General features: G+C 46.4%; 27 protein-coding genes, 3 tRNA genes and 1 rRNA gene. 13 read left to right on the top strand and 18 right to left on the bottom strand.

Annotated elements, in window-relative coordinates; translation table 11 throughout:
* Nucleotides 1-15 precede the first annotated feature (15 nt).
* From HYW15_02325 to HYW15_02335, 3 genes are read left to right on the top strand one after another with little or no spacing between them, the layout of a single operon-like run.
* Nucleotides 16-1260 (top strand): peptidoglycan DD-metalloendopeptidase family protein, encoded by a 1245-nt coding sequence (locus HYW15_02325; protein QQG42330.1) that lies wholly within the window; start codon nt 16-18, stop codon nt 1258-1260.
* A 25-nt stretch (nt 1261-1285) separates the two neighbouring features.
* Nucleotides 1286-1567 (top strand): hypothetical protein, encoded by a 282-nt coding sequence (locus HYW15_02330; protein ID QQG42331.1) that lies wholly within the window; start codon nt 1286-1288, stop codon nt 1565-1567.
* A gap of 44 nt (nt 1568-1611) precedes the next feature.
* Nucleotides 1612-2796 (top strand): PD-(D/E)XK nuclease family protein, encoded by a 1185-nt coding sequence (locus tag HYW15_02335; GenBank protein ID QQG42332.1) that lies wholly within the window; start codon nt 1612-1614, stop codon nt 2794-2796.
* 9 nt (nt 2797-2805) lie between these two features.
* Here the strand turns inward: HYW15_02335 and HYW15_02340 are convergent, their stop codons facing one another.
* Nucleotides 2806-3312: a DUF5317 family protein gene (locus tag HYW15_02340; protein QQG42333.1), complete on the bottom strand. Its 507-nt coding sequence runs from the start codon at nt 3310-3312 to the stop codon at nt 2806-2808.
* A gap of 204 nt (nt 3313-3516) precedes the next feature.
* Between HYW15_02340 and HYW15_02345 the strand changes: the two genes are divergently transcribed.
* Complete coding sequence (locus HYW15_02345; protein QQG42334.1) at nt 3517-4386, top strand: hypothetical protein; 870 nt, start codon at nt 3517-3519, stop codon at nt 4384-4386.
* 43 nt (nt 4387-4429) lie between these two features.
* A complete protein-coding gene (gene rpmA, locus HYW15_02350) occupies nt 4430-4702 on the top strand; it encodes a 50S ribosomal protein L27 (GenBank protein ID QQG42335.1) in 273 nt (90 codons plus the stop codon).
* On the opposite strand, the gene rplI is transcribed toward rpmA, so the two are convergent.
* Entirely contained in the window at nt 4653-5123 is a 471-nt protein-coding gene (rplI, locus tag HYW15_02355; protein ID QQG42336.1) for a 50S ribosomal protein L9, read from the bottom strand. The two genes, rpmA and rplI, sit on opposite strands and share 50 nt — an antisense overlap.
* Nucleotides 5120-6379: a S41 family peptidase gene (locus tag HYW15_02360; protein QQG42337.1), complete on the bottom strand. Its 1260-nt coding sequence runs from the start codon at nt 6377-6379 to the stop codon at nt 5120-5122. The genes rplI and HYW15_02360 overlap by 4 nt, the downstream gene beginning before the upstream one ends.
* A 44-nt stretch (nt 6380-6423) precedes the next feature.
* Between HYW15_02360 and HYW15_02365 the strand changes: the two genes are divergently transcribed.
* From HYW15_02365 to recR, 3 genes are all read left to right on the top strand, one after another.
* Nucleotides 6424-7752 (top strand): cysteine--tRNA ligase, encoded by a 1329-nt coding sequence (locus HYW15_02365; protein ID QQG42338.1) that lies wholly within the window; start codon nt 6424-6426, stop codon nt 7750-7752.
* A 62-nt stretch (nt 7753-7814) separates the two neighbouring features.
* Nucleotides 7815-9167, top strand: coding sequence for a replicative DNA helicase (dnaB, locus tag HYW15_02370; GenBank protein QQG42339.1), 1353 nt, complete (start codon nt 7815-7817; stop codon nt 9165-9167).
* Nucleotides 9157-9750, top strand: coding sequence for a recombination protein RecR (recR, locus tag HYW15_02375; GenBank protein QQG42340.1), 594 nt, complete (start codon nt 9157-9159; stop codon nt 9748-9750). Before dnaB ends, recR begins: the two co-directional genes overlap by 11 nt.
* Here the strand turns inward: recR and rplU are convergent.
* The 5 genes from rplU to HYW15_02400 all read right to left on the bottom strand — a co-directional run bounded on the left by rplU (nt 9721) and on the right by HYW15_02400 (nt 12101).
* On the bottom strand, nt 9721-10011 hold the full coding sequence (rplU, locus tag HYW15_02380) for a 50S ribosomal protein L21 (GenBank protein QQG42341.1): 291 nt from the start codon (nt 10009-10011) through the stop codon (nt 9721-9723). The genes recR and rplU overlap by 30 nt on opposite strands.
* Before the next feature lie 11 nt (nt 10012-10022).
* Nucleotides 10023-11066 carry a DNA recombination protein RmuC gene (locus tag HYW15_02385; protein QQG42342.1) on the bottom strand — a complete coding sequence of 348 codons (1044 nt, stop codon included), beginning with the start codon at nt 11064-11066 and terminating at the stop codon, nt 10023-10025.
* 30 nt (nt 11067-11096) lie between these two features.
* Nucleotides 11097-11167 (bottom strand) — tRNA-Ala (locus HYW15_02390).
* 34 nt (nt 11168-11201) lie between these two features.
* On the bottom strand, nt 11202-11915 hold the full coding sequence (locus HYW15_02395; protein ID QQG42343.1) for a hypothetical protein: 714 nt from the start codon (nt 11913-11915) through the stop codon (nt 11202-11204).
* A 3-nt stretch (nt 11916-11918) separates the two neighbouring features.
* On the bottom strand, nt 11919-12101 hold the full coding sequence (locus HYW15_02400; GenBank protein QQG42344.1) for a hypothetical protein: 183 nt from the start codon (nt 12099-12101) through the stop codon (nt 11919-11921).
* 209 nt (nt 12102-12310) lie between these two features.
* Between HYW15_02400 and HYW15_02405 the strand changes: the two genes are divergently transcribed.
* Nucleotides 12311-12382: transfer RNA gene (locus tag HYW15_02405), tRNA-Ile, on the top strand.
* 211 nt (nt 12383-12593) lie between these two features.
* Here HYW15_02405 and HYW15_02410 read toward each other — a convergent pair.
* The 3 genes from HYW15_02410 to HYW15_02420 all read right to left on the bottom strand — a co-directional run bounded on the left by HYW15_02410 (nt 12594) and on the right by HYW15_02420 (nt 17228).
* A 16S ribosomal RNA gene (locus HYW15_02410) occupies nt 12594-14715 on the bottom strand.
* Nucleotides 14716-15012: 297 nt separating this feature from the next.
* Nucleotides 15013-16245 carry a glycoside hydrolase family 1 protein gene (locus HYW15_02415; protein QQG42345.1) on the bottom strand — a complete coding sequence of 411 codons (1233 nt, stop codon included), beginning with the start codon at nt 16243-16245 and terminating at the stop codon, nt 15013-15015.
* The gene (locus HYW15_02420; protein QQG42346.1) at nt 16242-17228 is read right to left on the bottom strand and encodes a beta-galactosidase; all 987 of its coding nucleotides are present in this window, start codon (nt 17226-17228) and stop codon (nt 16242-16244) included. Before HYW15_02420 ends, HYW15_02415 begins: the two co-directional genes overlap by 4 nt.
* 24 nt (nt 17229-17252) lie before the next feature.
* Here HYW15_02420 and HYW15_02425 point away from each other — a divergent pair, with 24 nt between their 5' ends.
* From HYW15_02425 to HYW15_02435, 3 genes are read left to right on the top strand one after another with little or no spacing between them, the layout of a single operon-like run.
* Nucleotides 17253-17573 (top strand): hypothetical protein, encoded by a 321-nt coding sequence (locus HYW15_02425; protein QQG42347.1) that lies wholly within the window; start codon nt 17253-17255, stop codon nt 17571-17573.
* A complete protein-coding gene (def, locus tag HYW15_02430; GenBank protein ID QQG42348.1) occupies nt 17570-18136 on the top strand; it encodes a peptide deformylase in 567 nt (188 codons plus the stop codon). Before HYW15_02425 ends, def begins: the two co-directional genes overlap by 4 nt.
* Entirely contained in the window at nt 18126-18875 is a 750-nt protein-coding gene (locus HYW15_02435; GenBank protein QQG42349.1) for a methionyl-tRNA formyltransferase, read from the top strand. Before def ends, HYW15_02435 begins: the two co-directional genes overlap by 11 nt.
* Here HYW15_02435 and HYW15_02440 read toward each other — a convergent pair.
* The 6 genes from HYW15_02440 to HYW15_02465 all read right to left on the bottom strand — a co-directional run bounded on the left by HYW15_02440 (nt 18847) and on the right by HYW15_02465 (nt 24110).
* Complete coding sequence (locus tag HYW15_02440) at nt 18847-19545, bottom strand: ROK family protein (protein QQG42350.1); 699 nt, start codon at nt 19543-19545, stop codon at nt 18847-18849. The genes HYW15_02435 and HYW15_02440 overlap by 29 nt on opposite strands.
* 2 nt (nt 19546-19547) lie before the next feature.
* A tRNA-Gln gene (locus HYW15_02445) sits at nt 19548-19618 on the bottom strand.
* Between the two features lie 8 nt (nt 19619-19626).
* Entirely contained in the window at nt 19627-20655 is a 1029-nt protein-coding gene (gene dnaX / locus HYW15_02450) for a DNA polymerase III subunit gamma/tau (protein QQG42351.1), read from the bottom strand.
* A gap of 1 nt (nt 20656) precedes the next feature.
* Nucleotides 20657-21313 carry a GtrA family protein gene (locus HYW15_02455; GenBank protein QQG42352.1) on the bottom strand — a complete coding sequence of 219 codons (657 nt, stop codon included), beginning with the start codon at nt 21311-21313 and terminating at the stop codon, nt 20657-20659.
* Nucleotides 21310-23724, bottom strand: a complete 2415-nt coding sequence (locus HYW15_02460) for a type IV secretion system DNA-binding domain-containing protein (GenBank protein ID QQG42353.1) — start codon at nt 23722-23724, stop codon at nt 21310-21312. Before HYW15_02460 ends, HYW15_02455 begins: the two co-directional genes overlap by 4 nt.
* Nucleotides 23721-24110 (bottom strand): hypothetical protein, encoded by a 390-nt coding sequence (locus HYW15_02465; GenBank protein ID QQG42354.1) that lies wholly within the window; start codon nt 24108-24110, stop codon nt 23721-23723. The genes HYW15_02460 and HYW15_02465 overlap by 4 nt, the downstream gene beginning before the upstream one ends.
* A gap of 30 nt (nt 24111-24140) precedes the next feature.
* On the opposite strand from HYW15_02465, the gene HYW15_02470 reads away from it, so the two are divergent.
* A complete protein-coding gene (locus tag HYW15_02470; GenBank protein QQG42355.1) occupies nt 24141-25736 on the top strand; it encodes a glycosyltransferase family 39 protein in 1596 nt (531 codons plus the stop codon).
* A gap of 43 nt (nt 25737-25779) precedes the next feature.
* On the opposite strand, the gene HYW15_02475 is transcribed toward HYW15_02470, so the two are convergent.
* Nucleotides 25780-26301 (bottom strand): hypothetical protein, encoded by a 522-nt coding sequence (locus tag HYW15_02475; GenBank protein QQG42356.1) that lies wholly within the window; start codon nt 26299-26301, stop codon nt 25780-25782.
* Nucleotides 26302-26615 lie beyond the last annotated feature (314 nt).

Genomic DNA, 26615 nt, shown 5'->3' on the forward strand with positions numbered 1-26615 from the left:
AGGTAAAATAAGATTGTGAAGCCGAAATTTAAAATCATTATTATGGCGGCGCTTTTGGCGCTGGTTTTATATTCTCTCTCTTTCGCCGCCGAGTCGGATGATTTGAAAAGCCAGATTGACCAGAAAAACACGGAAATCCAGCAATTGGAGACGGAGATTAAGCAGTATCAGGAGGGTATAGAAGAAGCCGAGTCAACCGCCGATACTCTCAAGGGTGAGATAAAGCGGCTGGATAACGAAATTAAAAAATTAAACGCGCAAATCTCGCTCACCCAAACGCGAATCTCAAAAAAAGAGCTGGAAATAAAAGAATTGGGCAAGAACATCACCGACACCTCGGCGTCCATAAAAAACCGCCAAGCGGCGCTCGCCAAGATATTGGAAGGACTTAACGCAAGAGAGAGCGAGGGGACTTTGACCGCGCTTTTAAAATATGACACAATGTCGGATTTTTTTGACGAGCTTGAGCGCATTAAATCTTTAAATGAAAGCATCCGCGAAAATTACGAGGAATTAAAAATGCTGAAACTTAATCTGGAAGACCGCAAACAAAAAGCGGAGGCGGCCAGGCGGGATTTGAAAAATCTTCAGAACGAGCTTCTGGCGCACCGCGAAATCCAAAAAGACGCGAGGGCAGAAAAAAATAACTTGCTTGCCGCGACGAAAAACCAGGAAGCGCTTTACCAAAAACTGCTCCGGGACCGCGAAAAGCGCCGCGCAGAAATTTACGAAGAGATAAAGCAGATAGAAAACGAGCTTAAAAAACAGATAGATTTCGGCTCTTTGCCGACTTTTGGCAGCGGAATTCTTTTAAACCCGATTGATGGGGGAGTGATAACGCAAGAATTCGGCCGCACGTCGTTTTCCAGATACACCGACGTTTACGGCAACGGTTTTCATAACGGAATTGATTTTAGGGCTGCGGTCGGCACGCCGATAAGAGCGGCTGACGGCGGCGTTGTTAAAGCCACCGGCAACACAGATTACATTTGCCCCAGGGGCTCATACGGCAAATGGGTCTTAATTGACCACCCAAACAAACTGGCGACTCTTTACGCGCACCTTTCTTTGGTGCGCGTAGGCCCTCGCCAAGAAGTAGGAAAAGGTGATATAATTGGATATAGCGGAAACAGCGGTTATACCACCGGTCCGCACCTTCATTTTACCGTTTACGACGCGCGCACGGTGCAGTTGAGAAAAAGCCGCGTCTGCGGGGTTTTGCCATATGGAGGATACCTTGACCCCGCAAATTATTTATAAATTATATATAAAAATTCAATAAAAAATGCGAAAACAGGGCTTTATACAAATAATAATCATAGCGGTGCTTTTGGTGATAATATTGAGCTTGCTTGGGGTTTCCTTAAACTCGCTTTTTTCCAATCCGGTTCTTCGGGAAAACTTCGGTTTTTTGGGGCAGTGGCTGGGGATACTTTGGGATAATTATTTTTCCGCGATTTTTAACTATTTTTGGAACATCTGGGTCAGCATTTTCTGGCAGCCATTTTTGGATACGATGAAAGGGCTTCAGAAAGGTATAAATCCTTTTACTCCAACAAACCCCTAAGCTAAGGGTCGTAAAAGATATAATGTGCGACGTATAATATACGTATGCGAACCTCCTACTCCGCGCTGGCGACGTACCAGCAATGCCCGCAGAAGTTTAAATTTGAAGTAATAGACAAAATAAAAGCGCCAAAGTCGCCGGAGGCGCTTTTTGGAAGTTCCATGCATGGGGCGCTTAAATTTATGTTTTCGCGCGACCCTCTGTTCCCCACCCTAGACGAGGTTTTAATTAATTTTTCCGAGAATTGGAAAAATGCCGCAGCCAAAGCGTCCAAATCCTTGGCATCAGAACTCGCGAAAATCTACGACGAAAGCGGGCGGAAGATGCTCAAAGAGTTTTTTAAATCAAACCCGCCGTGGAATTTCTCCGTCGTGGACACGGAATCACGCTTTGAGGTTTTACTGTCGGACACCCAGACCCAGGAAACTCATATTTTGGCCGGCATCATAGACCGGATTGATAAAATCGGCGACGGCGAATATGAAATTATAGATTATAAAACGAATAGAAAGCTCCCATCGCAGGAGGCGGCCGACCGGAATCTACAGATGTCGCTTTACCATATGGCGCTTACGCGCAGATGGCCAAGCATTTCTCCGGATAAAATCAAGCTCTCGCTTTATTTTTTAAAACACGACGAAAAAATATCTTCAAAAAGATCCGCGGAAAATTTAAAGACCACGAGGGATTCCGTTTTAAAAACAATCAGGCAGATAAGCCAAAGCCAGGCGCAAGATAACTTCCCCACCATTGTCTCCAAGCTTTGCGACTGGTGCCCCTATAAGCCGATTTGTCCGGCCTGGAGGCATTTATATGAAAAAACAGAATACCCTGCTCCAGATGAGGCAGCATTGCAGAGCGCGCTTAGGGAATATTTTACAATCAAAGAAACGGACAATAAAAACGCGGCGCGCGTTAAAGAATTGCAAGAGATTATAAAAACCTATATGGATGCCCAGAAGATTGACCGCGTTTTTGACGAACGCGGATATTATATTTCAAAAAAACTTCAACAGAGGTTTAAATATGATTTTGACAAGGTAAAAGAAATTTTAACCGCCGCTGGTTTGGAAAGCGCGTGGCAGAGCATATTGGAAGCGGACGATAAAAAACTAAAGATAATTCTTAAAACCCTCTCCCCCGCCCTCCGTGCCCAGATTGAATCGCAAAAGATTTTAGCAAAAGAATTTATCGTTTTAACTCCCTCATCAAAGCCGGCGAAAAAATAAAAAGGAGGGTCAGAACCCTCCTCCAGTGTTCAAATATACCTCAACTGCGGACGCATGACTCCCAACTACAAATAAAACGTCTCCGATGCTGAATGCCATAGTTGGGTCTCGCAATTGCAATATATCCCCCAAAAACCGTAGCTTGGTTTTTTCATTAATTGGTGCGTACCGCTCTTGTTCAATCGGATCGGCTGTTTCAAATACTCTAGCAGGAGTAGGCATTTTCATGCCATTCAATACAATTATCAAGTAATTAAATAGCACGCCAGCCGAAGTTAAAAAGGCAGATACCCTGATTTCGTCAAAAAATATCCCTAATCCGAGAAACGCGGCCGCAAGAAGGATTTTTCTGGCCTTCCTGCTTTCTATAAGATCCCCGAGCAGATATACTGCGGCCCCAACCGGCGCAATCAATAGGATATTGCCGATTTTTATGGACAACACATACAGTGTTGATATGCAAAAAACAGCAAAACCAAACTCTAGAATTTTTCGTATAACCAACTTTTCCGACATTTGTTAGCCCTCCTTATTCGGAATTCGGGTTTCTTTACATAGCTAAGCATATGAACAATAGATTGTCAACAAGATGTGGTACTACCCTCCGCTGTCCGACACTTAGTTTCGGACATGACCCCGGACGATAAAAAATTAAAAAAGAATTTACGGTGTTGACTTCTTCTACAAGGCCTGTAAACTTGGGATAGAAAGGAGAGTTCAATGAAAATTCTTTTACACGAGGATATTCCTCGCTGGTATAGCTTTGAATGGCAGGACAAGCCACCGCGAATACTTGTGTCGATTCACAAACGTTTCTTGGAGCATCTGCGGCCTTATCCAGATGGAGATAGCACCATTGAGCATCTCAAAGAAGAATTCGGTTTTACAAAGTTTGACTGGAGTTTCCGAAAAGGTTTTGGGTTTGACGACGCGATACGGCTCGTCAAAGATGAAGAATTTAAAGTTTTTGAGGCAAGGTTGCCGAAAGTGTTTCAACTGACCGATAAGGTTTGTCGAAATTGTGAAGGCACTGGGCGCGATGAGCTCCGTGGCGGAAAGTGTCTTTATTGCGAAGGGAAGAAAAAAGAGCACGATTATGTTTGGACTCCAGCTTTCGCTGTTTCGTGCAGCTTGAACCTTTTTCTTGACTCCGCCTATTACTTCCAAGAATCTTCTGGAACACCCAAAAAACAGCTTCTGTGCGTCCAATTGCATACTGCTCATGGTATGCATGGTGGAGAGTTGAGCGGTGTATATAGTCCTTCATTGGTGGAATGGCTTAGAGCGCACCGAGGCCGTATTCCAGAGATGGAAGATGCGATGCGTAGAGCATACGTTAGAATGCTTAGGGCTGATTATCTGGATAACTTAAGCTTTATAGCTTCAGTAGAAAACGATAAAGGTTGGCTCAATGTCTCGTGCCCCGGAAGCGCCTGCGGGTTACATCCAACGGATCATTTTATGCGCGACGGATATGGTTTTCAATTCAGCTCCCATAACGTGGACACGCCCGCCCAACAATTGACATTGCTAGCAGGGCTGGCGGCTCTCTATAATAAAGTTGATCAAGATCTCAAGGCAGGGCGCTAACGCCTTGCTTTTATTTTTAATTGATGATAAGTTATTAACTAATATGGCGCATACGAAGGCGGGAGGGTCAACGCAAAATAACAGGGATTCGCAGCCCAAGTTTCTGGGCATTAAATTATACGCCGGGGAGAAAGCCAAGCCCGGTGCGATTTTGGTGCGCCAGCGCGGCACGAAATTCATACCCGGAGCGGGAGCCAAAATCGGCAAAGACGACACAATTTACGCAGTGACGGAAGGAATTGTAAAATACGAAACCAAACGAAAAATCAGGTTTGACGGCTCAAAGAAGCAGATTCACAAAGTATCTGTAGTTTGATTTCTTCGTTCCCCAGCACTATTTTGGCATCGTGCTTGCCGGTTGTTTTGATCGGCTCTGCAATTTTCACCATATCCTCATTTAAATTTGCCGACAGAGGGAAACCTAACACCTTCATCGCGTCCAAAATTTCTTTCGCAGAGACGGCAGCGTATAATTTTCCATTTTTGTAGGCCTTTTTTCTGACCACTATCCCCTGCTCCGCAAGAACGGTTTTTAAAGCGCGGAATTCTTCGTGAGCATGCTCTCTTTGCGTTTTTTTGCTTTTTACCTCCGCCTCCGTCTTTTTTATGTTTTCCTCTGTCGCCGGCGCCGCGAGATTTCTCGGGATTAAAAAATTCCGCGCGTATCCGTCGGAGACGTTTTTAATATCCCCTCTTTGGCCGAGCTTGGCCACGTCTTTTAACATTATGATTTTCATTTCCAGTTGTTTAAAATTTCCACTGCGCGTTCCATAACCGGGTCTCTTCCGGTGTTCGTGTCTTCTTTTGTTACTTTAACTTCAATATCCGGCGCAAGACCGCCCTCGGAGATAGATTGTCCTTTGGGCGTGAGCCATTTGGCTATGGTGACTTTCAGGGAAGTGTCCGCGGTAAGCGGAACCAGTTCCTGCACGGAAGCTTTCCCGAACGTCCGCTCGCCGACAAGTTTAGCGATGCTGTGGTCGCGCAAGGCACCAGCCAAAATTTCGGAAGCCGAAGCGGAGCCCTGATTTACCAATATGACTATCGGGGTGTTTTTAAATACGTAGTATCCCCTGCTCCGGTGGATTATTTTTTCCGATTTTCCCCCGAAATCTTCCTGCACGACAACTTCTCCCTGCGGCAAGAACCAGCTGGCCATGTCCACCGCTGCTTCCAGATAGCCCCCGGGGTTGTTGCGCAAATCTATAATGAGTTTGGTGCGGCCTTTTTCAAGCATTTCCCGAAGAGCGTCCCTGAATTTTCCCGGAGAGTTTTCAGAAAAATTATAAAGCTTGATTATGAAAATATCCCCCAAATCCCTTTCTCCTTCCCCTCCCCTCCCGGCGCCGGCGGTTTTGGTTCCCGTATCCACTACCGGTATTTTAATCACATCGCGCGTGATTTCTATAATGCGGCTTTCATCTTCTCCGTTTCTCAAAATAGTCAACTTTACTTTTGTGCCCTTCGGGCCGCGGATAAGGCCTACCGCCCTTTCAACGCTTAGGTCGGAAGTGATGCGGTCGTCTATTTTAAGAATTTTGTCCCCCGCTTTGATGCCCGCTTTCTCCGCAGGCGTGCTTTTTAACGGCGCTACGACTATCAAAACCTCCCGCCTTATGGCAATTTCCATCCCTACGCCTTCAAATTCCCCTTTTATGTCACTTTTGAAAATTTTATTTTCTTCCGGAGCAAAAAACACTGTGTAGGGGTCGCCCAAGGATTTAACCATCCCAGCTATCGCGCCGTAAATCATCTCTTTTCTTTTAACTTTGTCTATGTCCACGAATTTTCCCTCCGCGATATTCCAAGCGTGCCAAAATTCCGAAAAGTCAACTTCTTCCCTGTCCGTGCCTATTTGCGGCGTTGTGTTCACAACGCCGACTAATTTGCTTGCAGCCGGCGTTTTTACGCCAAAATAAAACCCAACAGCGAAGGTTGAGGCCAAAATTAAGGCCGCGATGAACGCTAAGCCGAAGCGTTTTTTTATGTCCATATTCGGCTATTATCGCAAAATTTTTTTTGTAGTACAATAGTGTAATGCCGCCGCTTAAAATTTATAATTTTCTAAGCCGGAAAAAAGAAGTTTTCAGGCCTATAAAGAAAGGGCTGGTCGGTTTTTACGCCTGCGGGCCGACGGTATACGACTACGCCCATATCGGAAACCTCCGCACCTATATTTTTGAAGATGTTTTGCGGCGCACTCTTGAATACGCGGGATATAAGCTAAAACACGTGATGAATATTACGGATGTGGATGATAAAATAATCGCCCGCGCGCGCTTGGCCCAAAAAAACATCGGCGATTTCTCCGCGCCGTATAAAACGGCGTTTTTTGGTGACATTAAAAAAATAAATATTTTGCCGGCTTGGAAATATCCTGAAGCGACCAGGCATATTCCGGAGATGGTTAAGATGGCGAAGCGGCTGCTCCGAAAAAAGATTGCTTATCCCGCGAAAGACGGAATTTATTTTGACATTTCAAAATTCAAGTCCTATGGCCGGCTGGCGAACCCGAGGCCGGGCGACAGAAAAGATTTTGTCATTTGGAAGTACGCCAAAAAGAATGAGCCCTTTTGGAGGTCGCCGTTCGGCCCCGGGCGGCCCGGGTGGCATCTGGAGTGCTCGGCAATGTCAATGAAATATCTGGGAGAGAGTTTTGATATCCACGCGGGCGGGGTTGATTTACTTTTTCCGCACCACGAAAACGAGATTGCGCAGTCAGAGGGCGCGACTGGCAAAAAATTCGTAAAGTACTTTGTTGAGGGCGAGCATCTTTTGGTGAACGGCAAGAAAATGTCAAAATCGCTCGGCAATATTTTTACTTTGCGCGATTTGGAGCGGCGAAATTTTAATCCCCTCGCTTTTCGCTACCTCGTTCTCTCCGCTCATTACCGCTCGCAACTTAATTTCACTTGGGAGTCGCTTAAGGCGGCGGAGAATTCGCTGGAGAGATTGCAGGAGTTTGTGCTATCGCTTAAATTGACCGAAACTAAGTTTCGGTCAATTACTGACCGAAACTTAGTTTCGGGCAAAGCTTTTCAAAAAGCCATCTGTGACGACCTAAACACCCCAAAAGCGCTTGCTGTGGTGTATGCCGTGATGAACGAATATTATACAAATAAGGAAAAATTTGATGCGCGAGCCGTTCTGGCCCTTTTATATGATTTTGACAAGGTTTTGGGGCTTGGATTGGCCGGTATAGCACCAAAGGCCCCGCCGCCGGAAGCGTTAAAATTGTTGAAAGAGCGCGAGGCGGCAAGAAAATCGGGCGATTTTAAGAAAGCCGATAAAATTCGTGAAAAAATAAGGCGTTTGGGCTGGCAAATCAAAGATACGCGAACCGGCCCCGAACTTATTCACGCATAATTCACTTTTGATTCACCCCGCGGCTATTGCATTTAAGTATTTAAATATTTAAAATGTAGGTAATGGCGCAGGTATTTTCACCTTTCAGCGTTTCGCGGATGCCCCCGCAGAGTTTGGACGCGGAGATTTCGCTTTTGGGCTCAATTTTGCTGGATGGCGGCACGATTGACCGCGTTGCCGACATTGTGAGCCATGAAGATTTTTATAAAAAAGAGCATCAGATAATTTTTGACGCCGCGATTTCCCTTTTTCAAAAAAGGAGCCCGATAGACGTGCTTACCGTGGGCGATGTTGTGAAGGCGGAAGGCAAATTGGATGAGATCGGAGGCAACGCTTACCTTACAACGCTCGTAAACAGCGTCCCGACTGCGTCCAACGCCGTTTATTACGCCGAAATCGTCAGAAAAAAGAAAATTCTGCGCGACCTAATTTCGGTTTCTCACGAGATTTCGCAAATGGGCTATCAGGAGGGCGAAGACGTGAATCTTTTGATGGACGAGGCGGAAAAGCGCATTTTCGCGATTTCCCAAAAATCTCTAATTAAGGGTTTTGAACCGGTATCCGGGGCGTTGGAAGAGGCATGGGAGAGGATAGATAAGATTCATAAAACGGGAGGGCTTCTGCGCGGAGTGCCCACCGGATTTAAGGTGCTGGATAACAAGCTTTCCGGCCTTCAGCGCTCTGATTTCATAGTTTTGGCCGCCCGCCCGTCCTTGGGTAAAACGGCTTTGGCGATGGATATTGCCAGGCACGCGGCGCTTGAAGAAGGAGTCCCGGTGGGAATTTTTTCTTTGGAAATGTCAAAAGAGCAGCTGGTGGACCGACTGATTGCGGCCGAAGCGCAGGTGAATTTGTGGGATTTGCGGACGGGCCGGCTTTCCTCGGAGGACGAATTTGAGATGATTCGCGATGCCATGGGCAGATTAAACAGCGCGCCTCTTTACATTGATGATGACGTGTCTATTAATATTCTTCAGATGCGCGCCAAAGCAAGAAGGTTGCAGACGGAAAAAGGCCTCGGGCTTTTGATTGTGGATTATCTCCAGCTTATGGTGCCCAGAATCCAATCCGACAGCATGGTTCAGCAGATTACGGAAATTTCGCGCTCGCTTAAGGCGCTGGCAAGGGAGCTTAAAGTCCCTGTTTTGGCAATTTCCCAGCTTAGCCGCGCAGTGGAATCCCGCCCGAATAAAAAACCCCAGCTTTCGGATTTGCGCGAATCCGGCGCGATTGAGCAGGACGCCGACGTTGTCGCATTTATTTACCGCGAAGACAAGGTGAAAGAAAATTCGGACAGAAAAAACCAGGCCGATATCATTATCGCCAAGCACAGGAACGGCCCGACTGGCGAGGTTCCTTTGTATTTCAATCAGGAGAAAGCCAGCTTTACCTCCATAGAAACCAGTGAATTCTGATTATCTAGCCCAGCTTAGAAAATTATTTGAAAAGCTTCCTGGAATAGGTCCCCGGCAGGCCTCGCGTTTCATCTGGGCGCTTTTGGATTTCGCGCCGGAAGAGAGAAAAAATTTGTCGGAACTCATCGGCGCTTTGGATAAAAATCTGGCCAGGTGCGCCGAATGTTTCAGGGCCGGCAAAACCAGCTTCTGCTCTTTTTGCGCGAAAGGCGGAAGCCGTGACCGCTCTAAAATCATGGTTGTGGAAAAAGACAGCGATTTGGTAAATATTGAAAAATCAAAAATTTACGGCGGACTTTACCACGTTTTGGGGGGCGCGCTTGACCCGCTGGAGGATTCGGCGAGCGCGGCGCGCGAGCGCGTAAAAGCGCTCTACAAGCGCGCAGAGAGCGCGAAACCAAAAGAAATCATACTTGCGCTCTCTCCTACCAAGCTGGGCGAATTTACGGCAAGTTATATAACAAAAATTTTGGAGCCCTTGAAGATAAAAACCACCCGCCTTGCCCGCGGCCTCGCCACCGGAACTGACTTGGAATACGCCGACGAAGCGACTTTACGTCAGGCTCTTGACAACCGCAAGTAGCATCTCTTGGCGATGCCCTTTCTTTTTGCGGTATCTGGTTTTTGAGTGATATTTGAAAATAGTGACTTTGGGCAGCCGTTTTTCGCCGATGATTTCCGCCGTTACTTTTTTGCCTGCGAGATAGGGTTTGCCAATTTCAATTTTATCGCCGTCCGCCAGAAGCAAGACCTTGTCAAAAACAGGATTTTTCTCTACTTGTATTTTTTGTCCTTCGAAAACAAGATATTGTTTGCCCCCGGTTTCTATTACCGCGATTTTCATATTAATAAAGCTTACTCCAACTCTTCTGGCTTGTCCAGCAGCGCCGGCTCGTATTCGCCGCCACGGCCTGCTATCCGTAAAACGTCTTTGTCTATCTTTTTGAATTCTTTTGAGGCGCTGTTGTATGCACTTACCGTAAGTCCCAGATTTTTGCCGATTTTATTCATAAAGTCCTCGTAGCTTATGAGATGCTTCCCGAGTTCTTCCACCCGTTTTTTTATCTCTTTTGCCGATTCTTCAATTTGAAGTGCTTTAAGCCCCTGAAGCACGGTCTGCAGATACGCCAAAAACGAAGTCGGTGAGACGATAATCACTTTTTTTTCTTTGAAAGCGTATTCAATAAGGTCCCTGGTATTCACCTTAACTGCCCCCACCTGCGCTACCAGGAGGTCATAATAAATCGCCTCGTGAGGTATGAACATAAACGCGAATTCCATTGTCCCCTCCTCCGGCTTTACGTATTTTGAGGTTTCGTCAATCCGCATCTTAAGGTCGTTCCGGAACGCGCGCTCCAGCCGCTCTTTTTCCGCCGGGTCGCGCTCTTCGGCAAGCCGGTTATAATTTTCCAGCGAAAATTTTGAGTCAATGGGGATAATTTTGTTTTTGACAAAAACAACCGCGTCCACGATTGTCCCGTCGGGGAAGGGATACTGCATCTGGTAGCTTCCCGGAGGCAGGACGTTTTTAAGCAGAGTTTCAAGATAATATTCCCCCAGGACGCCGCGCTGTTTGGGGTTTTTTAAGATGTCCTGCAGGTTCTGGAGCTGGTCGGCGAAATTGACCACCTGCCGGTTTGTTTCGTCCAGCTTGGTGAGCCGCTCGGTGACATCGCGGATGATTTTTGCCGATTCGCCGAACTGGCTCTGGAGTATTTTGGTGGACTCTCCCATTTTCTGGTCCACTGCCCGCGCAAGCTCGTTTATCTGGTTCTGGAGCATCAGCATCGCCTGCCCACCATCGCCTTCGCCGCTCCGTTTTTTCGCGAAAAAATAAAAAATAACCGCCCCTATGGCAATCCCCGCCAAAACCGCGGCCAATAAAACAATCTCATTCATAAAACCAGTTTAGCATAATACATTTATTTTTGGACCCGGGGAGAATCGAACTCCCGTCTGCCGCGTGCAAAGCGGCCGTTCTGCCATTGGACTACGGGCCCTCGGCATAAAGAATACATTATTTATCGGGAAAAATCAAAGCCGGAGGAGCGCTGCGGCGAAATTTCCGGCCAAGAGGCCGAAAATAAGCGGGTCCAAAGAAGTGAAATAACTTAAAAGCACGGCGAAGGCGCCGACAAGCACTCCGTAGGCGGCGGCGCTTTTTCGGGACGAAAAAGCGGAGGTAACCGGTTCAATGAGCATTACTGCCATAAAAAAAATCAATGTCCCGTCAAAAAGCTGTGTGGAAAAGAGCCCCAAAGCATAAACCGCCAAAAACGGCAAAACAATGCGCCATTTGTTTATTTTCCATACAATGAATACCCCGACCAGAAGCAGGGTGATTAAACTCAATGTGTTTGTGCCTGCCAAAGACGGCGCCCACCATGAAATTGACGGTGTAAAAAAATAAAGAATCCCCAGTGAAAACGCGGCTGGGTTGAAAATATGCCGTCCCTTATTCCAGTGGAGCGCCTGCTTGCCAAAAACCGCCAAAAACGCCAATGCGGCCGCATAAGCGGCGTTTGCCGCCGGAGCGGCGATTAATCCTAAGATAAGGCCCGAAATCAGAGATGAGGTCGGGAAATACCAAATTTTACGCTTTAAAAAAGTCCAGAGAAGGTCAAAAGCCGCGTAAAACGCAACGATTAAAAACCCCCACAAAATGCGTTCAGGTTCGCCCAAAGCGAAAGCGGCGAGGACCAGCATCAGCGCCAAACAGCCGACCATAAAGGGTTTGATCGGCGGCATGGATTATTTTTTGCCTAAAATTCTGAACATTTTGGTGCCGCATTTCCCGCAAGTTCCTGTCATTGCCCGGCGCTGCACTCCTCCTTTTCCTTTCATCGCCACCTCTCTGGGGTTTGTCATATTGCGTTTGTCGCGGCATTTTACGCAATATGCCTGAACCGGTTCGTTTTGCTGGTTTCCAGCCATAGTATTAAAAAACTGTTATAAATAAGGGTTTTTGGACCTTTACCGCCTTTGGCGCGGCTTTAAGCCATCTTAGCACAATTTACGAATAAATAAGCGTGAGTTATTCACAAGCGGCTTCAAAATTGCTAGGATTGAAATTAACAAATTTGGGTGTGTAGTTCAGTGGTAGAACGCTGTCCTGACCTGCCCGCCGAACAAACCAAAATTTTGGATGCGTAGTTCAGTGGTAGAACGCTGTCCTGATAAGACAGAGGTCGGAGGTTCGATCCCTCCCGCATCCATAATCCAAAATTTTGGGTCGGCTTTGGCAGGCGGGTAAGACAGAGGTCCCAGGTTCGATCCCTGGCACACCCATAAAATAAAAGCACTTTTTCTTTTGTCCCGGGTCTCGAATTGAAGCTTCCGAGACCAACGCTTCACGTCAAAAATGACGCGATCGACACTTTAATTGTTGGACGCTCCGACGAAAAGTCGGAGTTGAGTACAAAAATTAAAATTGAAACTCCACGACCAGCTTCCGCTAGCCGTGCCTTGTTACGACTTACTCCCTGTCATCCCGCCATCCTTATTCCCCGCTAAGCGGGACTTTTGGGTCGGCGGGACTTCCTTGAGTTGACGGGCGGTGAGTACAAGACTCGAGAACGTATTCACCGCAGTATAGCTGACCTGCGATTACTAGCGATTCCGTCTTCATGCGCTCGAGTTGCAGAGCGCAATCCGAACTGGGCCGGCCTTTGGTGAGATTAGCTCCGCCTCGCGGCTTCGCGACTCATTGTGGACGGCATTGTAGCACGTGTGTAGCCCAGGGCATCAAAGGGCCATGCTGACTTGGCGTCATCCCCGCCTTCCTCCCCGCGGTGCGGGGCAGTCTCTTGTGACACTTGTAACACAAAATAGGGGTTGCGTTCGTTGCCCCACTTAAGGGAACAGCTCAAGCCACGAACTGACGACAGCCATGCAGCACCTGTCCCGACGTCCTTGTGAGACGCACGCCTTTCGGCGGGCTTATCGTCGGGATTTCAAGCCCTGGTGAGGTTTTTCGTTTAACATCGAATTGAACCACATGCTCCACCGCTTGTGCGAGTCCCCGTCTATTCCTTTGAGTTTTAAACTTGCGTTCGTACTTCCCAGGCGGATGACTTAACGCGTTAGCTTCGCCACTCGAAGGGTCGATACTTCCAATGGCTAGTCATCATCGTTTAGGGCGTGGACTACAAGGGTATCTACAAATTTGTTACAACTCAATTTTACTAATCGGTGCTAATTTTTGGAGTCAAGATTGGTGCTTGACAAATAAATTTTTATATGCTATGCTTGATATGGAGGTGATTTATGCTTGTATGGATTTGTGAGAAAACCGGGCCGCAAGGTTTAGCCCGACTTGTCTACAAAGAGTTCCTCGCGTGGATGCTCCTTGCGTCTTTGCTTGGTCAGGTTTATCTTTTGCTCCGGTAGAACCGAGGATCAAGCGATAAGAGGGAATGGAATTAAACGCTATTCCCTCTTTTTTATTTCCAAAAATTAGCACCGATTTTTTCTTGAGTGAGCAGAATATTTCTATCTGCTTCTGCATATCGCTATGCAGTTCGGACTATATCATGTCGCCTTTTCGGCGACCTCGGCGTATAGTCTCTACGGGGTCATGTCCGAAACTAAGTGTCGGACAGCGGACTTCCCTCGGGATTGTCCTCCGACGCTTCGGCCGGAGGGGTTTCCCCGATATAGCTCCGACGAAAACCTCTCGGTTTTGTCGGAGTCCGACTTCACTATTAAAATAAATAGTGCGTCGGACCAAGTTTTTTATCCTCGGAATTTATTCCGAGGGGACTAAGCTGCCTTGTAAACAGCATTTGTTAATCCTTTTTGATCCCCACGCTTTCGTGTTTCAGGGTCAGGAATGCCCCAGCAAGCTGCCTTCGCCTTTGGTGTTCCCCACGATATCAACGGATTTCACCCCTACACCGTGAGTTCCGCTTGCCTCTGGCATCCTCCTAGTTTTGCCGTTTCCCGCCCATCTCTCCGGTTAAGCCGGAGTTTTTAAAACGGGACTAACAAAACCCCCTACACACCCTTTACGCCCAGTAAATCCGGATAACGCTCGGGCTCCTCGTATTACCGCGGCTGCTGGCACGAGGTTAGCAAGCCCTTATTCTTAGGGTACAGTCATTTTTTTCCTCCCTTAAAAAAGCAGTTTACGCCCCGAAGGGCTTCCTCCTGCACGCGGCGTCGCTCGATCAGGCTTTCGCCCATTGTCGAATATTCTCGGCTGCTGCCACCCGTAGGTGTATGGACCGTTCTCAGTTCCATTGGTGGGGGCCAAGCTCTCACTCCCCCTAGCCGTCGTCGCCTTGGTGGGCCATTACCCCGCCAACAAGCTGATAGCCCGCAGGCCTCTCCCAGAGCCAATCTAAGTGTTTTAATCTCACGATACTATCGGGAATTAGCTCCGCTTTCGCGGAGTTATGCCCGTCTCTGGGGTGAGTTCCTACGTGTTACTACCCCGTCTGCCACTATCCCGCACCTTTTATTGCTAAAGGGTGCGGGACCGTATGACTTGCATGCCTTATCCACGCCGCCAGCGTTCATCCTGAGCCAGGATCAAACTCTCAATAAGAAAAATTTCTTGCGAAATTTTTCTACTACGGGACAAAAGAAAAAATGCTCAAAATTTAACTGACTTAATTTTTTGGTGCAATTTTCTAAATTTTCAAGGTTCTCTTTTTGGGTCAAAACTCCTCAACAGGGCTCGGAGTAAATAAACCCGCGATAAGACCCCAAAGATCCTATCGCGGATTTACTATGCTAATTTTTCAAAATAGATTCAAAATAGATTAAAAGGTATCTGTGCCTCCGGCCATCTCAATATAAGTTAACCTATAATAATTCCATTATACTCGCCTAAAAAACGCCGTCAAGGGTCTGTTTCCACAGCGTTTTCCTTGGCTATTTTGGCGTATTCCAGAGCGCTTTTCCTGATTTTTCGTTCCATTGTCTTGTAATTTATCTCAACCAGCCCAAACCGCTGCGTAAAACCGCTATCCCATTCAAAATTATCCAAAAGCGACCAATAAAAATAACCCCTTACATCTACGCCCTCGGAAGTGGCTTGATAAATCCAGCGCAGCATTTCTTTAATAAACCTTTCTCTATAGATATCTCCTGCGTCAGCTACGCCATTCTCGGTAATAAATATCGGTTTTCCATAACGCGCCGCGCGTTTCAAAAGATGATAAATTCCTTCCGGGTAAATCCACCACCCAATATCGCTTACCCAATCATTAGGATTTTTTAATTCAATTGGCCCCCAACGGCCTTTGCCTAATTTCAAATTAATAACATCGGTATGGTAGTACTGGATGCCAATAAAATCAAATTTATTGTTTAACGTGGCGAAAAATCTCCAATTTCTGACATAATCTAAAATTTTTATCAGTAACCAATTCCACGGCAAATTTTTATATGGAGTCATGTGTACAGCGTAATTAGCCGTCCCAACTAATGCTCCGTCGTTAACTTTATGAATAATATCATAAGCTTGACGATGTGCCGCCATTAAATTTTTAAATGCGCGATTAGCGCGGGTTAGGTTTTTTACTTGCGGCGGTCTGGAGCCCTGTATATACCCCAACCCCACAAAAGTCCCGGGCTCATTAAGAGGCATCCAATATGTGACACTTTTTAACGATCGTACGATTTTGTCGACATAGCGAGTGAAATCATCTATTGTTTTTTTGTTTTCCCAGCCGCCTTGTTTGGCAACCCAAACCGGCAAAGTCCAGTGCCAAAGCGTCACAAACGGCTCAATCCCCCGCTCGCGCAAAGCGTCAATCACTTCCTGATAATGCGCGATTTCTTTTTCATTAAATTTTCCTTCCTCCGGCTCAATCCGCGACCACTCTATTGAAAAGCGATGCGCGTTGTGGCCGAGCGATTTTGCAATATCAAAATCTTCGCGGAAACGGTTGTAATGGTCGCAGGCGCGACCGGATTCTTCGTGTCTAGTAACTTTCTCCCACTCCGACCAATCATTATGATTTCCTCCCTCAACTTGATGCGCGGAGGTCGCCGCCCCCCAGAAAAACCCCGCAGGAAAAGTCAAACGACTTTCCAACGGGGCAAGATTTTTTGGAGATTGAAGTTTCATTGCTTATTTATTAAATCTTTTACGGTATTCCACATCTCCGGTTTCCCCTGTTTCTCTTTCATAAAATACCACCATTCCGCGCCCCAAAGATATGCTTTCGGGAAACCGGAGCGTTCGGCATAATCAATTATTTCATTAAAAATTTCCGGATTCATCACCCCATTATTCCACGGTTCGGCTTGGAGTTCTGAAATTAAAATCTGTTTCCCCAAAACACGCTCCGCCCACCATGCTTTAATTCTAAAATAATATGCCGGAACCAGCGAGTATTTTATTTCGCCGAACCATTTGTGGGTTACGTATCTATAGAGAGTTGTCCCAAAAATATCTGACTTCGCCGCAAGGTATGGCCAGGCGAATCCCAGCTCGCCGGAGTCGGTTAGAATAATTGAACGAGTATCAAGCGATTTAACTAATTTAATTTCTTGATTTAATAAAGAAATCGGAGTCATGCCGCACTCGCCAAACGGAAACAATGGTTCATTTTCAACCTGCCAAGCAATTATGGCAGAGCTCTTTTTATAATGTTCAACGGCGGTTTTTAAATAAGTTAAAAGACTTTCTTGATATCTTAGACGTCCGACGTCGATAATTAGACTATCGACGTCGGACGTCCATAGTTTCTGCGCCCACACGGGAATATGGCACTCCGGCCACCTTGGCGCTTTCCGCCCTACAACTAAAATAACCTTTGCGCCGCGCTTCTCTGCCTCCGTAATCTGCCAATCCAAATCATTAAAATCAAATTTGCCTTCTTCGGGCTCTGTCAAATCCCAATAAGCCACCAGCCGCAAATCTTTTACTTTCAAATCATCTAAAATCGCCGAATAATTTTCGCGCCAATTTAACCCCAGTTCTTCCGAAAACTTTTGCGAGAAAGTAACGCCGTAGCTCAAATTTTGTTTTCTGGGCACGGAATAATTTACAAGCAAATATAAAATTATCAAAATGCCAACTAGCCAAAATAACGTTTTTATGGGCATGATATAATTAAATTGTAGTAAATTATGCCAAAGCCGGCAAAAAATGAAATAAAGGCGTTTATTGATTTTTTCTACGACGCCTGCCAAAAAATCCGCAAGGAAAAGGCGGTTTTTGAGCGCGGGAAGGACGGCAAACTGGTAAAGCTGGCGCTTAAAAAATTTTCCAGCGTCCAGCTTGAGATGCTGGCGGTTTGGTTTTTGGCCAAAAAGCCCAAGCTTCAGCCCAAAATAGGCGCTATGCTTTCCAAAAATATGCTGGAGGAGCTTGAGAGAAAGATTAGGCAGGCCATTTTTTGGAAAGACCTGGACATGATTTTTGAAAAATATTACCCTAGGCAGACATGATTTTACAGACCCGCCTGCCGGACGGGCAGGAAGAAAACAAAATATTGCGCAAAAGCGCCGATTCTGTCCAAAGCCAAAACCTGCCGGAAATTAAGGCGCTCATCAAAAAAATGGCCGCAGCGATGTTCGCGGAGCCCGATGGCATCGGCATTGCCGCTCCGCAAATCGGGGTTTCTCTCCGGATTTTTTTGGTTGCCAAGGAAGCGGCCGTAAAAAATGCCGAGGAATTGCATGAAAGAATCGGAGATAAAAACAAAAAGAGAAATACAGAGCATTTAGTTTTCATAAACCCCGTACTCAAAAAATTCTCATCTAAAAAAATAAGGGACGTTGAAGGATGCCTTTCTGTGCGCGGGGTTTACGGCGAGGTGCCGAGGGCGGAACAAATTACAATTGAGTATTGTGACGAATTCGGGAAAAAGCGTCAGCGCGGCGCCTCGGGGCTTTTTGCGCGGGTCTTACAGCACGAGCTGGATCATCTGGACGGCATTTTATTTATTGATAAAGCAAAGAACTTGAAACGAATTTCCAATTCTCAATTTCCAATTTCCAATGAAAATTGAAAATCTAAAATTAAAAATTGTTTTTTTCGGCGCTTCGCCGTTTTCATACGTCTATCTTGACGCTCTTAAAAATTCCGGTTTTGAGATTGTCCCGCAAGCCGAGGATGCGGACCTCGGCGTTATTGCCTACTACGGCAAAATTATACCGAAAGCGGTTTTGGAGCTCCCTAAGTACGGGTTTTTAAATGCCCACCCCTCGCTCCTCCCGCGATGGCGGGGGGCGTCTCCCGTGCAATCCGCTATTCTGGCCGGGGATAAAATTACGGGTGTAACTATACACATAGCGACGGAGAAGCCGGATGCCGGGCCGATTTTAGCCCAGAAAAAAATACCAATAGAGCCAAAGGATACTTGTTTAAATTTAACAGGGAAACTCGCCCGGGAAGGCGCCGCGCTTTTAATTCCAACCATTGAAAAACAGCTTGCCGGCGAAATCGCGCCAAAAAAACAGGACGATTCCAAAGCGACTTACACCAAGTTGCTTAAGAAAAAAGACGGGGAAATTGACTGGTCAAAGCCGGCCGACTATATAGAAAAAATGGTACGGGCTTACAGCCCATGGCCGGGGGCGTATACCAGAATGAAGAACGGCAGAATTTTAAAAATAAAAAAGGCAGAGGTTGTAAATGGAGTTTTAAAGCCCCTCATCGTTCAGCCGGAAGGCAAAAAAGAAATGCCCTGGGAGGCGTTTTTGCGCGGGCACAAAGACGCTATCGAAATAACATCGCGGCCCCAATAGCCACTGAGTTTTTGCCAAGCTTAGATTTTTTGACCGGCAAGCCCAGCGTTTTTTGAAGCTTGTCGGAGAAATTTTCTCTTGCCGCAACTCCACCGCCAATGATAACTTTCTCTGTTTTATAGGTCTCAATAATGCCTTTCAGCTTTTTTGCCAAAAATATTGCGAGTTCGTCGTCATTACGGCTATCCCTGATTTCTTTGTACTTTTTTTCCCAGCGCGCCGGGTACTCAAAACTTTTTATTTTTAGAATCTTGCCGTCCTTACTTATCGCGCGGCCGATCCCCGTCCCAAGAGTCAGAAAAAGCGTCGTCCGCTTGTCTCTATGTTCGGCCCGCGCGAAACACCTCGCATCGTGGTCAACCTTTACCCCCACACCAAACTTTTTGGTGTGGGGGTTTACTTTTGCGCCGCCAAAAAACTCGGCGAAATTAAAATTTCGAATATAGGGCATATTTGTCGCTGAAACAAAAACAGCGCCCTTTATTCTTCCGGGCACAGCGATACCGATTTTAGAATGGCCCCCAAACAACTTTCTTAGAATTTTTTTAAATCCGCCCAAATTTTTCGGCGTCTTCGCCTCTCGCGCCGCCAAAACCTTTTTGCCGTCCCACAAAACTGCCCGTATTTTGGACCCGCCGATGTCCAATCCAACAATTATTTTTTTCCTCATTTCTGCCGGGCTTGGATTCGAACCAAGATACTGGGCTCCAAAGGCCCATGTCCTACCATTAGACGACCCGGCAATAAAATACTATTTAACATAAGTAGCTATCTTAATCAACGCGAGTTCCAGGGGAAGGTGAGCGATAAAATCGTCCGCGGGGGCGCGGAGGGCGTCAATCAATTGGCGGACGGCGTATTCGGAGCGGGCTAAGCCCGCACCAGATTCTTTTTTGAAAAAAGTTATCTCGTCGGATGCAAACTCATGCTCCAGAAGCCGCTCCGTTTTCGGGTCCAAAGCCAAAAATAAAATTGCCCTGAAACTGCGCAAAAGAAGCTTCCCTAAAAACATTGGGTCAATCCCTTCCTCCAAAATTTTATCCAAAACCTCAAGCGTCTCTTTTGGCTTCCCCCCAAAAGAAGCGGAGACGAGTTTTTCCACCTCTTCTTCCTCCGGAGCGCCCAAAAGCCCGCGGACGTCCGTTTCTTTGACCGATTTTTGTCCGAGCCCCGCCATCTGAAATAAAATATTTTCAGCGTCGCGGAGCGAGCCGTCCGCAAAAAAAGCGATTAGCTTGAGCGCGTCTTCGTCCGCGTCAAGTTTTTCTTCCGCTGTTATTTTTGTAAGCTCCCGCACAATGTCCGGTATGGATATTTTTCTGAACTGAAAATGCTGCGTGCGGGAGATGACCGTGTCGGGAACTTTGGCAAGCTCTGTTGTCGCCAAGATAAAAATCGCATGCTCCGGCGGCTCTTCCAGGGTCTTAAGAAGCGCATTGAACGCCTCCTTTGTCAGCATATGCACTTCGTCTATGATGTAAACTTTGCAGGGCGAGCGAAGCGGCAAAATCCATACTGCTTCTCTTAAAGCCCGCGCTTCGTCTATCCCCCGCGAAGAGGCGGCGTCAATTTCAACAATATCCTCCTCGTATGAGCCGACTTCTTTCGCTAAAATCCTGGCGACCGTGGTTTTGCCGGTGCCGCGCGGGCCGGAAAAAAGATAAGCGTGGGCAACGCGTTTTTTTGAAACTGCGTTTTTTAAAATGCGGACTGTGCCCTCCTGCCCAACCACTTCTTCAAAGCTTTTTGGCCGGTATTTTCTGTAGAAAACCTGCGACATGCTATTTTTTAAACACTATAAATTTAAAACCGGTAAAATTCCAGATAAGCACGGCGATGTTGGCGATAAATTTCGCGTAATTCAGCCATTTTGACGACCCGACCGTCTCAATGATTGAAGCCGGCGCGTAAGTGGTGAGAACCACAATCAACACGCTGTTTATAATAAGTCCGCCAACGCCAACGGCGAAAAATTTTGGGAAGTCATGAAACAAGCTGATTTTGTCCGAAACTAAGTTTCGGTCAGTAAGTGACCGAAACTTAGTTTCGGACGTTTCGGACGAAAAAACCCAGAGTTTGTTCCACAAGTATCCGTTTATCACCGCAATTAAAAATCCGGGCGCATTGACCCAGCCGACAATTATGCCGGCGGTCACGCCTGTAAGATAACTTGTCAGGTTGAGAACCGCAAAGTCAATCGCCGTGGAAAGAAACCCCGCGGCGGCGTAGCGGCCGAATTGCGAAAAAAACGGTTTCACTCGCGCCCCGAGAAAGTCCCCGAACCAAACCCCCGCCGCCCAGAGAACCGGCAGTAAAACCAAAGCGGCAAGATTTTGGTACGGGAAAGAAATTTTTAAAAAATACAAAATTGCCAGCGTAAGCGCCCCGGTCAAAATTCCCGCAACCGCCCCGATCCAATAATCTTTTTTGATAATCATAATAATGCCTGATGCCTCCTTCTAATTTCCTCCTCTACTTCCTCGCGCGGGCGCGAGTATTTGGAGCGCGAGAGCTCTTTTATGTAATCGGCTGTATCCCCGCGGCCGCTTTCCGGAGGCAGAGTTTTTATATTAAAGGGCTTTGAGGTCTGGCCGTCAATCAGCAATTTGAGATAAGCGCTGAAATTATCAATGTTTAAAAGGTCCTCCGCGGAAAACACCGGCTGGAATTGTTTTTCCATATACTCGGCGTCGTCGGAGCCGATTCTAAAAGAGCAGATGGAGCCGACGTTTCCGAAAATCGCCTTTTTAATGTCCTCGTCAAGCTGGCCTATGAACTGGTGCGCAACTATCATGTTCAATTTATATTTTCTCGCCTCGGAAAGGATTGTGGCAATGGATTTTGTGGTCACGTTTTGAAACTCGTCAATATAGAGGTAAAAATCGCCGCGCTCTGCCTCCGGTCTGTCCACTCTTGATAGCGAGGCCATTAAAATCTTGCTAACTATAATGAGCCCCAAAAGATTTGAATTGAGCTCGCCGAGTTTCCCCTTGGATAAATTCAAAAGAAGGATTTTTTTCTGGTCCATAACGCCGCGCAGATTAAAGGCGGACTTTTGCTGGGCGATTATCGGGCGCATAATGTCATTGGATAAAAATCCGTCAAACTTGCTCACAACGTAAGTCGCCATGTTGGCAATGGATTGCTCTCCCGAGGCGCGCTCCGCAATCTGCTTCCAAAAGGTCTCCACGACTATATTTTTGGAGCGCGAGAGCTTAAAGTCGCGGAAGGATTTATCCGCGAAAACCCTCTGGATTTCCAAAAGCGTGTTGCCGCTCTCCAGGTCTTCCATAACCAGCATCGCCGCGTTTCTGAAGTATTGCTCAAACATCGGCCCTCCGGCAACCGACATATTAAAAAGCTTGTTAAAAATTTCCAAAAGCTCGTTGACGATTAAACTTTTCTGCTCGGGATAGCGGGGGTCAAACTCCAGCATGTTGAGGCCCATCGGGCGCGCAACATCCCCGGGGTCAAAATAAATTACGTCATTTGCGCGCTCTGCAGGAATTAAAGGCAGGATTTTTTCAATAAGGTCGCCGTGCGGGTCCACAATTGCCACCCCCTCGCCGGCCAAAATGTCCTGACTGACCATGTTTTGCATAAGCGCGGATTTTCCGGTGCCCGTCTGCCCAATGATGTAAAAATGCCTTCTGCGGTCGTCTTTTTTTAGCCGCACTTCGCGCCCCTCGCCCCGGAATGAGCTTTTGCCGAGCAAAACGCCCTCTTTCGGCAAATTGACCGGCGGAGCGGACTCTTTCGCTTTTAAGGTGCGCACGGAGGGAGCGGCCTTTTTCAGATATGGAAAATGGTAAATGCTCGCGATTTCCTCAACGTTTAAAATTATTTTGGCTTCTTCGTCAAAAAGGCGGAAAGAAAAACGCTCAACCAATTTTCTTAAACGTTTTCCACCAAGCTCTTTAATTTTCAGGCCGTTGCCCTCCGGATTTTCATACTGCAAAAAAGCCCCGGCAAGCCCTTTCAAAATCTTATCAGCCGAGAGCGCGCTCTCGGCTGAGGCAAGAATGCGTATATTGCATTCAAACGCCGGCTTTGAGGCCTTTTCTTCAAAAAGCTTTGCCGTTTCTTCGTCGTAACTTGCGCCGCTTTTTTCTTTACCGATCTTTGACGGGGAAAAAATTTTCAAAAACGCTTTCCAAAAACCGCTTTTGCCCAGCGCTTCTTTTTTACTCTCCCCTTCTTTCATTTTTTTTGCCGCCCCATGCGCGCGGCTTTTGATATTTTCCCCTCCGACTCTCAAAATTATCTGTAAAGCCGCGCCCTCGCCGAATTCTTTTATGCTGGAGAGAGCCGAAGTTATCGTATCCAACTGATCGCTTCCGGATTTCTGATAGGTTTTTATGGGCAGCAGTTCTGATTCGGCGGAAAACGCGGAGGCGCCGGCTGTTGCCCCCTCTAAATTGAAAATATTATAATCAGGCCTTCTTTCTATTTTGGCTTCCGGAAAGGCGCCGTGAAGTTGATTTTGAAGCAGAATTTCATATGCTCTCGGGAAAGCTATGTAGAAAAATATCTCGCTCCCGCGGTTGTGCGCGGCGATCTCAAACGCAAACTGCGGATTTCCTAAAATTTTGCCGGCGATTCCTCTTCTTTGAACTCCGCCCAAGCCGGTGAGAAAATTTTCCATTTTTAAAATAAAATCCTTCGCCGCCTGCGCCTCCCCCGCTTTTTCGCCTCTTGCCTCCGGGATACTGACCAGATAAAGTCCCAGGCCAAGCCCGGCGCTTACCCCACTGGAGCGCCTTTCCCTTTTTATCCAAATTACGGAAAAAAGCCAGAGCCAGAGCGCCAGCGTTATAAATAAAAAAAGGTAGAAAGCGGCCGGATTCATTTAATTTTTCTGGACTCTAAAAGTTTTTCGTAATATCTGTCCGCCAGCGTGTCGTGAAATTCATCCAGAATATGCGGATTTTTCAACGCCTGCGCGACTTTCATGGCCGAAGCCATCCCTTTGGTGAGCGCGAGCTCCACCAGAGAATCAATTATTTCGGCGTGCTCTTTTTCCTGCAGCTCATACGCTTTTTGCTTAGCATCATCGTCCGCAAGCTGGCTTTGCTGAAGCGGTGTTGGCGATTTTGACCCGGCGGCGTCTTTTATGACTTCTCTAAAAATCTCTTTTTCGTGCTTTTGCTCACCGCTTCCGGCCAGCTCCCTTTTTTTGGCCTCCAGCCGCTCTTCAAGCAATTTTATTTCCTCGTGTAACCATGATTCAGGCATAATGAAATAATAACATGTTATAATAATTTTATGAAAAACCACTGGGTTTTAGTGTTGTTGATATTGGCCTTGGCAGCGTTTTTCCGTTTTTGGGATTTAAAGAGCGCCCCGCCGGGGCTTTGGGCGGATGAGGCAGTAAATGGCGTCAACGCGCTGCGGGTTATTGAAACTAATCCGCCAGCTGGCGGATGGAAAGTTTTTTATCCGGAAAATTTCGGCCGCGAAGGCCTTTTTATAAACATTCAATCCGTTTTTGTAAAATCATTCGGCACCGAGCCGTGGGTATTGCGCTTGCCGTCGGCGATATTTGGAGTATTAACTATTTTAGGACTATATTTAATGACTTTGGAATTGTTTAGGAATTCGAAATTAGAAATTGAAAATTCTCATGGCGAGTTCATTGCTTTGGCATCATCATTATTTCTCGCCACGAGCTTTTGGCATATTAATTTCTCGCGGATAGGATTCCGCGCGATTATGGCGCCGTTTTTTTTGGTGTGGAGTTTTTATTTTTTACTAAAAGGAACGTCGAGACGTCCGACGTCCTATGGACGTCGGACGTCCATAATTATTCTCGCCGGCTTCACTTTCGGCCTTGGCTTCCATTCATATATCGCTTATCGCATCGCGCCGGTAATTGCGCTGTTACCGCTGTGGAAATTTTACAAAAACTGGAAAAATCAGGAAGCCGGACTTCCACTTGGAAGTCCGGCTTCCAAGTACTGCGCTCCGTGCTTTATTGGACTTTTTATTTTCGCCGCTTTCATCGCCTCGCTCCCCCTTCTTTGGTATTACGTCCAAAATCCGCAGGATTTTTTGGGGCGGACGGCGGCGATTTCAATTTTTGACGCTCCCAGCCCGCTCGGACAATTTTCAGAAAATCTTATAAAAACGCTGGGGATGTTCAATATCGCTGGCGATTTCAACTGGCGGCACAATCTCACCGGCTCTCCGCAGCTTTGGTGGCCAGTGGGAATTTTATTTTTAATCGGCATATGGAAATCGCTTAAAAAATTACAGTGGCCATATAGTTTTGTGTTGCTGTGGTTTATAACGATGCTTTTGCCGGTTGCCGTTTCCAATGAATCTTTGCCGCACGCGCTCCGCGCGATTATTTTAATTCCGCCAGCGATGATTTTCGCCGCCTTGGGGCTAAATTGGCTTTGGGAAAATGTCAAGCCGCAGTTCAGGATTTTTATTTATATTTTTTTGGCCACCGCCGTGCTTCAGGCCTACAGCCAGTATTTTTTACACTGGGCGCCGAATTTCAACGTTCATCAGGCATTTCAGACAGAAATTACCGAAAAGGCACGCTGGCTTAAGGCAGAGCCCAAAGACATAAAAAAATACGTCGTTACCGACGCGGTTGACCAAGCGGACACAACCGGCACGCCGATGTCCTTTCAGCCGATAGTTTTTATCACGGACACCTTTTATTCGCAGAAACAGGCGGAGAAAAATATTTATTATATTTCTTTAAAGAATCTTGATTACGCGGATTGTTCCCAAAAATGCGAGTTTCTGCCCGTGGAATACCGCCCAGCTATTTTTAAAACAATCAAACAAAAAATCCCGGGCTTGCGCTTAGACGCCTCTTCGGGATTTGTGGTATTAAAAAATTATTGAACTATACAAGTACTCACGATCGTATAAATTTGTATAGACGCATCTATTTAGTATTTATAGTGCCCTTATTTTGTACCGTGAAAATATGAATGTTGGACATTAAGTTCATCTCTTCTAAATTTTCTAAGAATTCCTGAGGTAACGGTCGCTCCCCCATCCATACACTTTTTTGTAAAGGCTTAAAATCGTAGGCAACTAGTTCTATTCTTAACCAATCGCGCTTTCTTCGCTCGCGCTCTGGAACGTCAAATATTACAATCCTTAAAATGCCGTCTTTTTTGGGCAAATCAAATGCGTTATCCGTTTTTGTGTTTTTGATAAATTTTTTACCCAAATTCGTTATTCCCCACGTGTTATTTTTTCTTTCCACCAAGCCTTGTTTTTGCAATCTGGTCAAAATAACGGAAAAGGTTTGACGTTTAAATTGATAGTTTGAATCCAGCCCTAAAAGTTGCCTCCAGGCTCTTGCTTGCGGATACTTTTTTGGAAAAAAAGAATCCAGAGTCGCAAAACCTAAGTCGCCGATGGTTTTTAGGGTCAATTTAGTAAGATTTAGTTTTTTCATGTTTCAATATTGTTCCAATACTACCATACTATACACTTTTACACGATCGTTGGAATTTGTATAGACCATTGTGAATTAATCCGGTACTAATTTTCGGAGTCAAGGATTGGTGCTTGACAGGCTAAAATTAGATATGGTAAACTTCAACAAGAATAAGGAGGGAAGGAGGGCTAGAGTATGATAGAGATAACAGAGTGTAAGGATAGCATAATCATTATTTCTTGGCATCCAGGACACTTTACAGCAAACGAGGGCGCACAGCATGACCGTATCAGAGATTTAATGAGGAGGGGCTATAGACTGATTTCCAACGG

It is taken from the genome of Candidatus Giovannonibacteria bacterium, assembly GCA_016432405.1.
In the GTDB taxonomy this organism is placed as follows: Bacteria; Patescibacteriota; Minisyncoccia; order UBA11713; family 2-01-FULL-45-33; genus MFHE01.

Excerpts from the sequence above, each read along its gene's own strand:
- HYW15_02330 (QQG42331.1), top strand. The coding sequence starts at position 1,286 with ATGCGAAAACAGGGCTTTATACAAATAATAATCATAGCGGTGCTTTTG.
- HYW15_02335 (QQG42332.1), top strand. The coding sequence starts at position 1,612 with ATGCGAACCTCCTACTCCGCGCTGGCGACGTACCAGCAATGCCCGCAG.
- HYW15_02340 (QQG42333.1), bottom strand. The coding sequence starts at position 3,312 with ATGTCGGAAAAGTTGGTTATACGAAAAATTCTAGAGTTTGGTTTTGCT.
- HYW15_02345 (QQG42334.1), top strand. The coding sequence starts at position 3,517 with ATGAAAATTCTTTTACACGAGGATATTCCTCGCTGGTATAGCTTTGAA.
- rpmA (QQG42335.1), top strand. The coding sequence starts at position 4,430 with ATGGCGCATACGAAGGCGGGAGGGTCAACGCAAAATAACAGGGATTCG.
- rplI (QQG42336.1), bottom strand. The coding sequence starts at position 5,123 with ATGAAAATCATAATGTTAAAAGACGTGGCCAAGCTCGGCCAAAGAGGG.
- HYW15_02360 (QQG42337.1), bottom strand. The coding sequence starts at position 6,379 with ATGGACATAAAAAAACGCTTCGGCTTAGCGTTCATCGCGGCCTTAATT.
- HYW15_02365 (QQG42338.1), top strand. The coding sequence starts at position 6,424 with ATGCCGCCGCTTAAAATTTATAATTTTCTAAGCCGGAAAAAAGAAGTT.
- dnaB (QQG42339.1), top strand. The coding sequence starts at position 7,815 with ATGGCGCAGGTATTTTCACCTTTCAGCGTTTCGCGGATGCCCCCGCAG.
- rplU (QQG42341.1), bottom strand. The coding sequence starts at position 10,011 with ATGAAAATCGCGGTAATAGAAACCGGGGGCAAACAATATCTTGTTTTC.
- HYW15_02385 (QQG42342.1), bottom strand. The coding sequence starts at position 11,066 with ATGAATGAGATTGTTTTATTGGCCGCGGTTTTGGCGGGGATTGCCATA.
- HYW15_02395 (QQG42343.1), bottom strand. The coding sequence starts at position 11,915 with ATGCCGCCGATCAAACCCTTTATGGTCGGCTGTTTGGCGCTGATGCTG.
- HYW15_02400 (QQG42344.1), bottom strand. The coding sequence starts at position 12,101 with ATGGCTGGAAACCAGCAAAACGAACCGGTTCAGGCATATTGCGTAAAA.
- HYW15_02415 (QQG42345.1), bottom strand. The coding sequence starts at position 16,245 with ATGAAACTTCAATCTCCAAAAAATCTTGCCCCGTTGGAAAGTCGTTTG.
- HYW15_02420 (QQG42346.1), bottom strand. The coding sequence starts at position 17,228 with ATGCCCATAAAAACGTTATTTTGGCTAGTTGGCATTTTGATAATTTTA.
- HYW15_02425 (QQG42347.1), top strand. The coding sequence starts at position 17,253 with ATGCCAAAGCCGGCAAAAAATGAAATAAAGGCGTTTATTGATTTTTTC.
- def (QQG42348.1), top strand. The coding sequence starts at position 17,570 with ATGATTTTACAGACCCGCCTGCCGGACGGGCAGGAAGAAAACAAAATA.
- HYW15_02435 (QQG42349.1), top strand. The coding sequence starts at position 18,126 with ATGAAAATTGAAAATCTAAAATTAAAAATTGTTTTTTTCGGCGCTTCG.
- HYW15_02440 (QQG42350.1), bottom strand. The coding sequence starts at position 19,545 with ATGAGGAAAAAAATAATTGTTGGATTGGACATCGGCGGGTCCAAAATA.
- dnaX (QQG42351.1), bottom strand. The coding sequence starts at position 20,655 with ATGTCGCAGGTTTTCTACAGAAAATACCGGCCAAAAAGCTTTGAAGAA.
- HYW15_02455 (QQG42352.1), bottom strand. The coding sequence starts at position 21,313 with ATGATTATCAAAAAAGATTATTGGATCGGGGCGGTTGCGGGAATTTTG.
- HYW15_02460 (QQG42353.1), bottom strand. The coding sequence starts at position 23,724 with ATGAATCCGGCCGCTTTCTACCTTTTTTTATTTATAACGCTGGCGCTC.
- HYW15_02465 (QQG42354.1), bottom strand. The coding sequence starts at position 24,110 with ATGCCTGAATCATGGTTACACGAGGAAATAAAATTGCTTGAAGAGCGG.
- HYW15_02470 (QQG42355.1), top strand. The coding sequence starts at position 24,141 with ATGAAAAACCACTGGGTTTTAGTGTTGTTGATATTGGCCTTGGCAGCG.
- HYW15_02475 (QQG42356.1), bottom strand. The coding sequence starts at position 26,301 with ATGAAAAAACTAAATCTTACTAAATTGACCCTAAAAACCATCGGCGAC.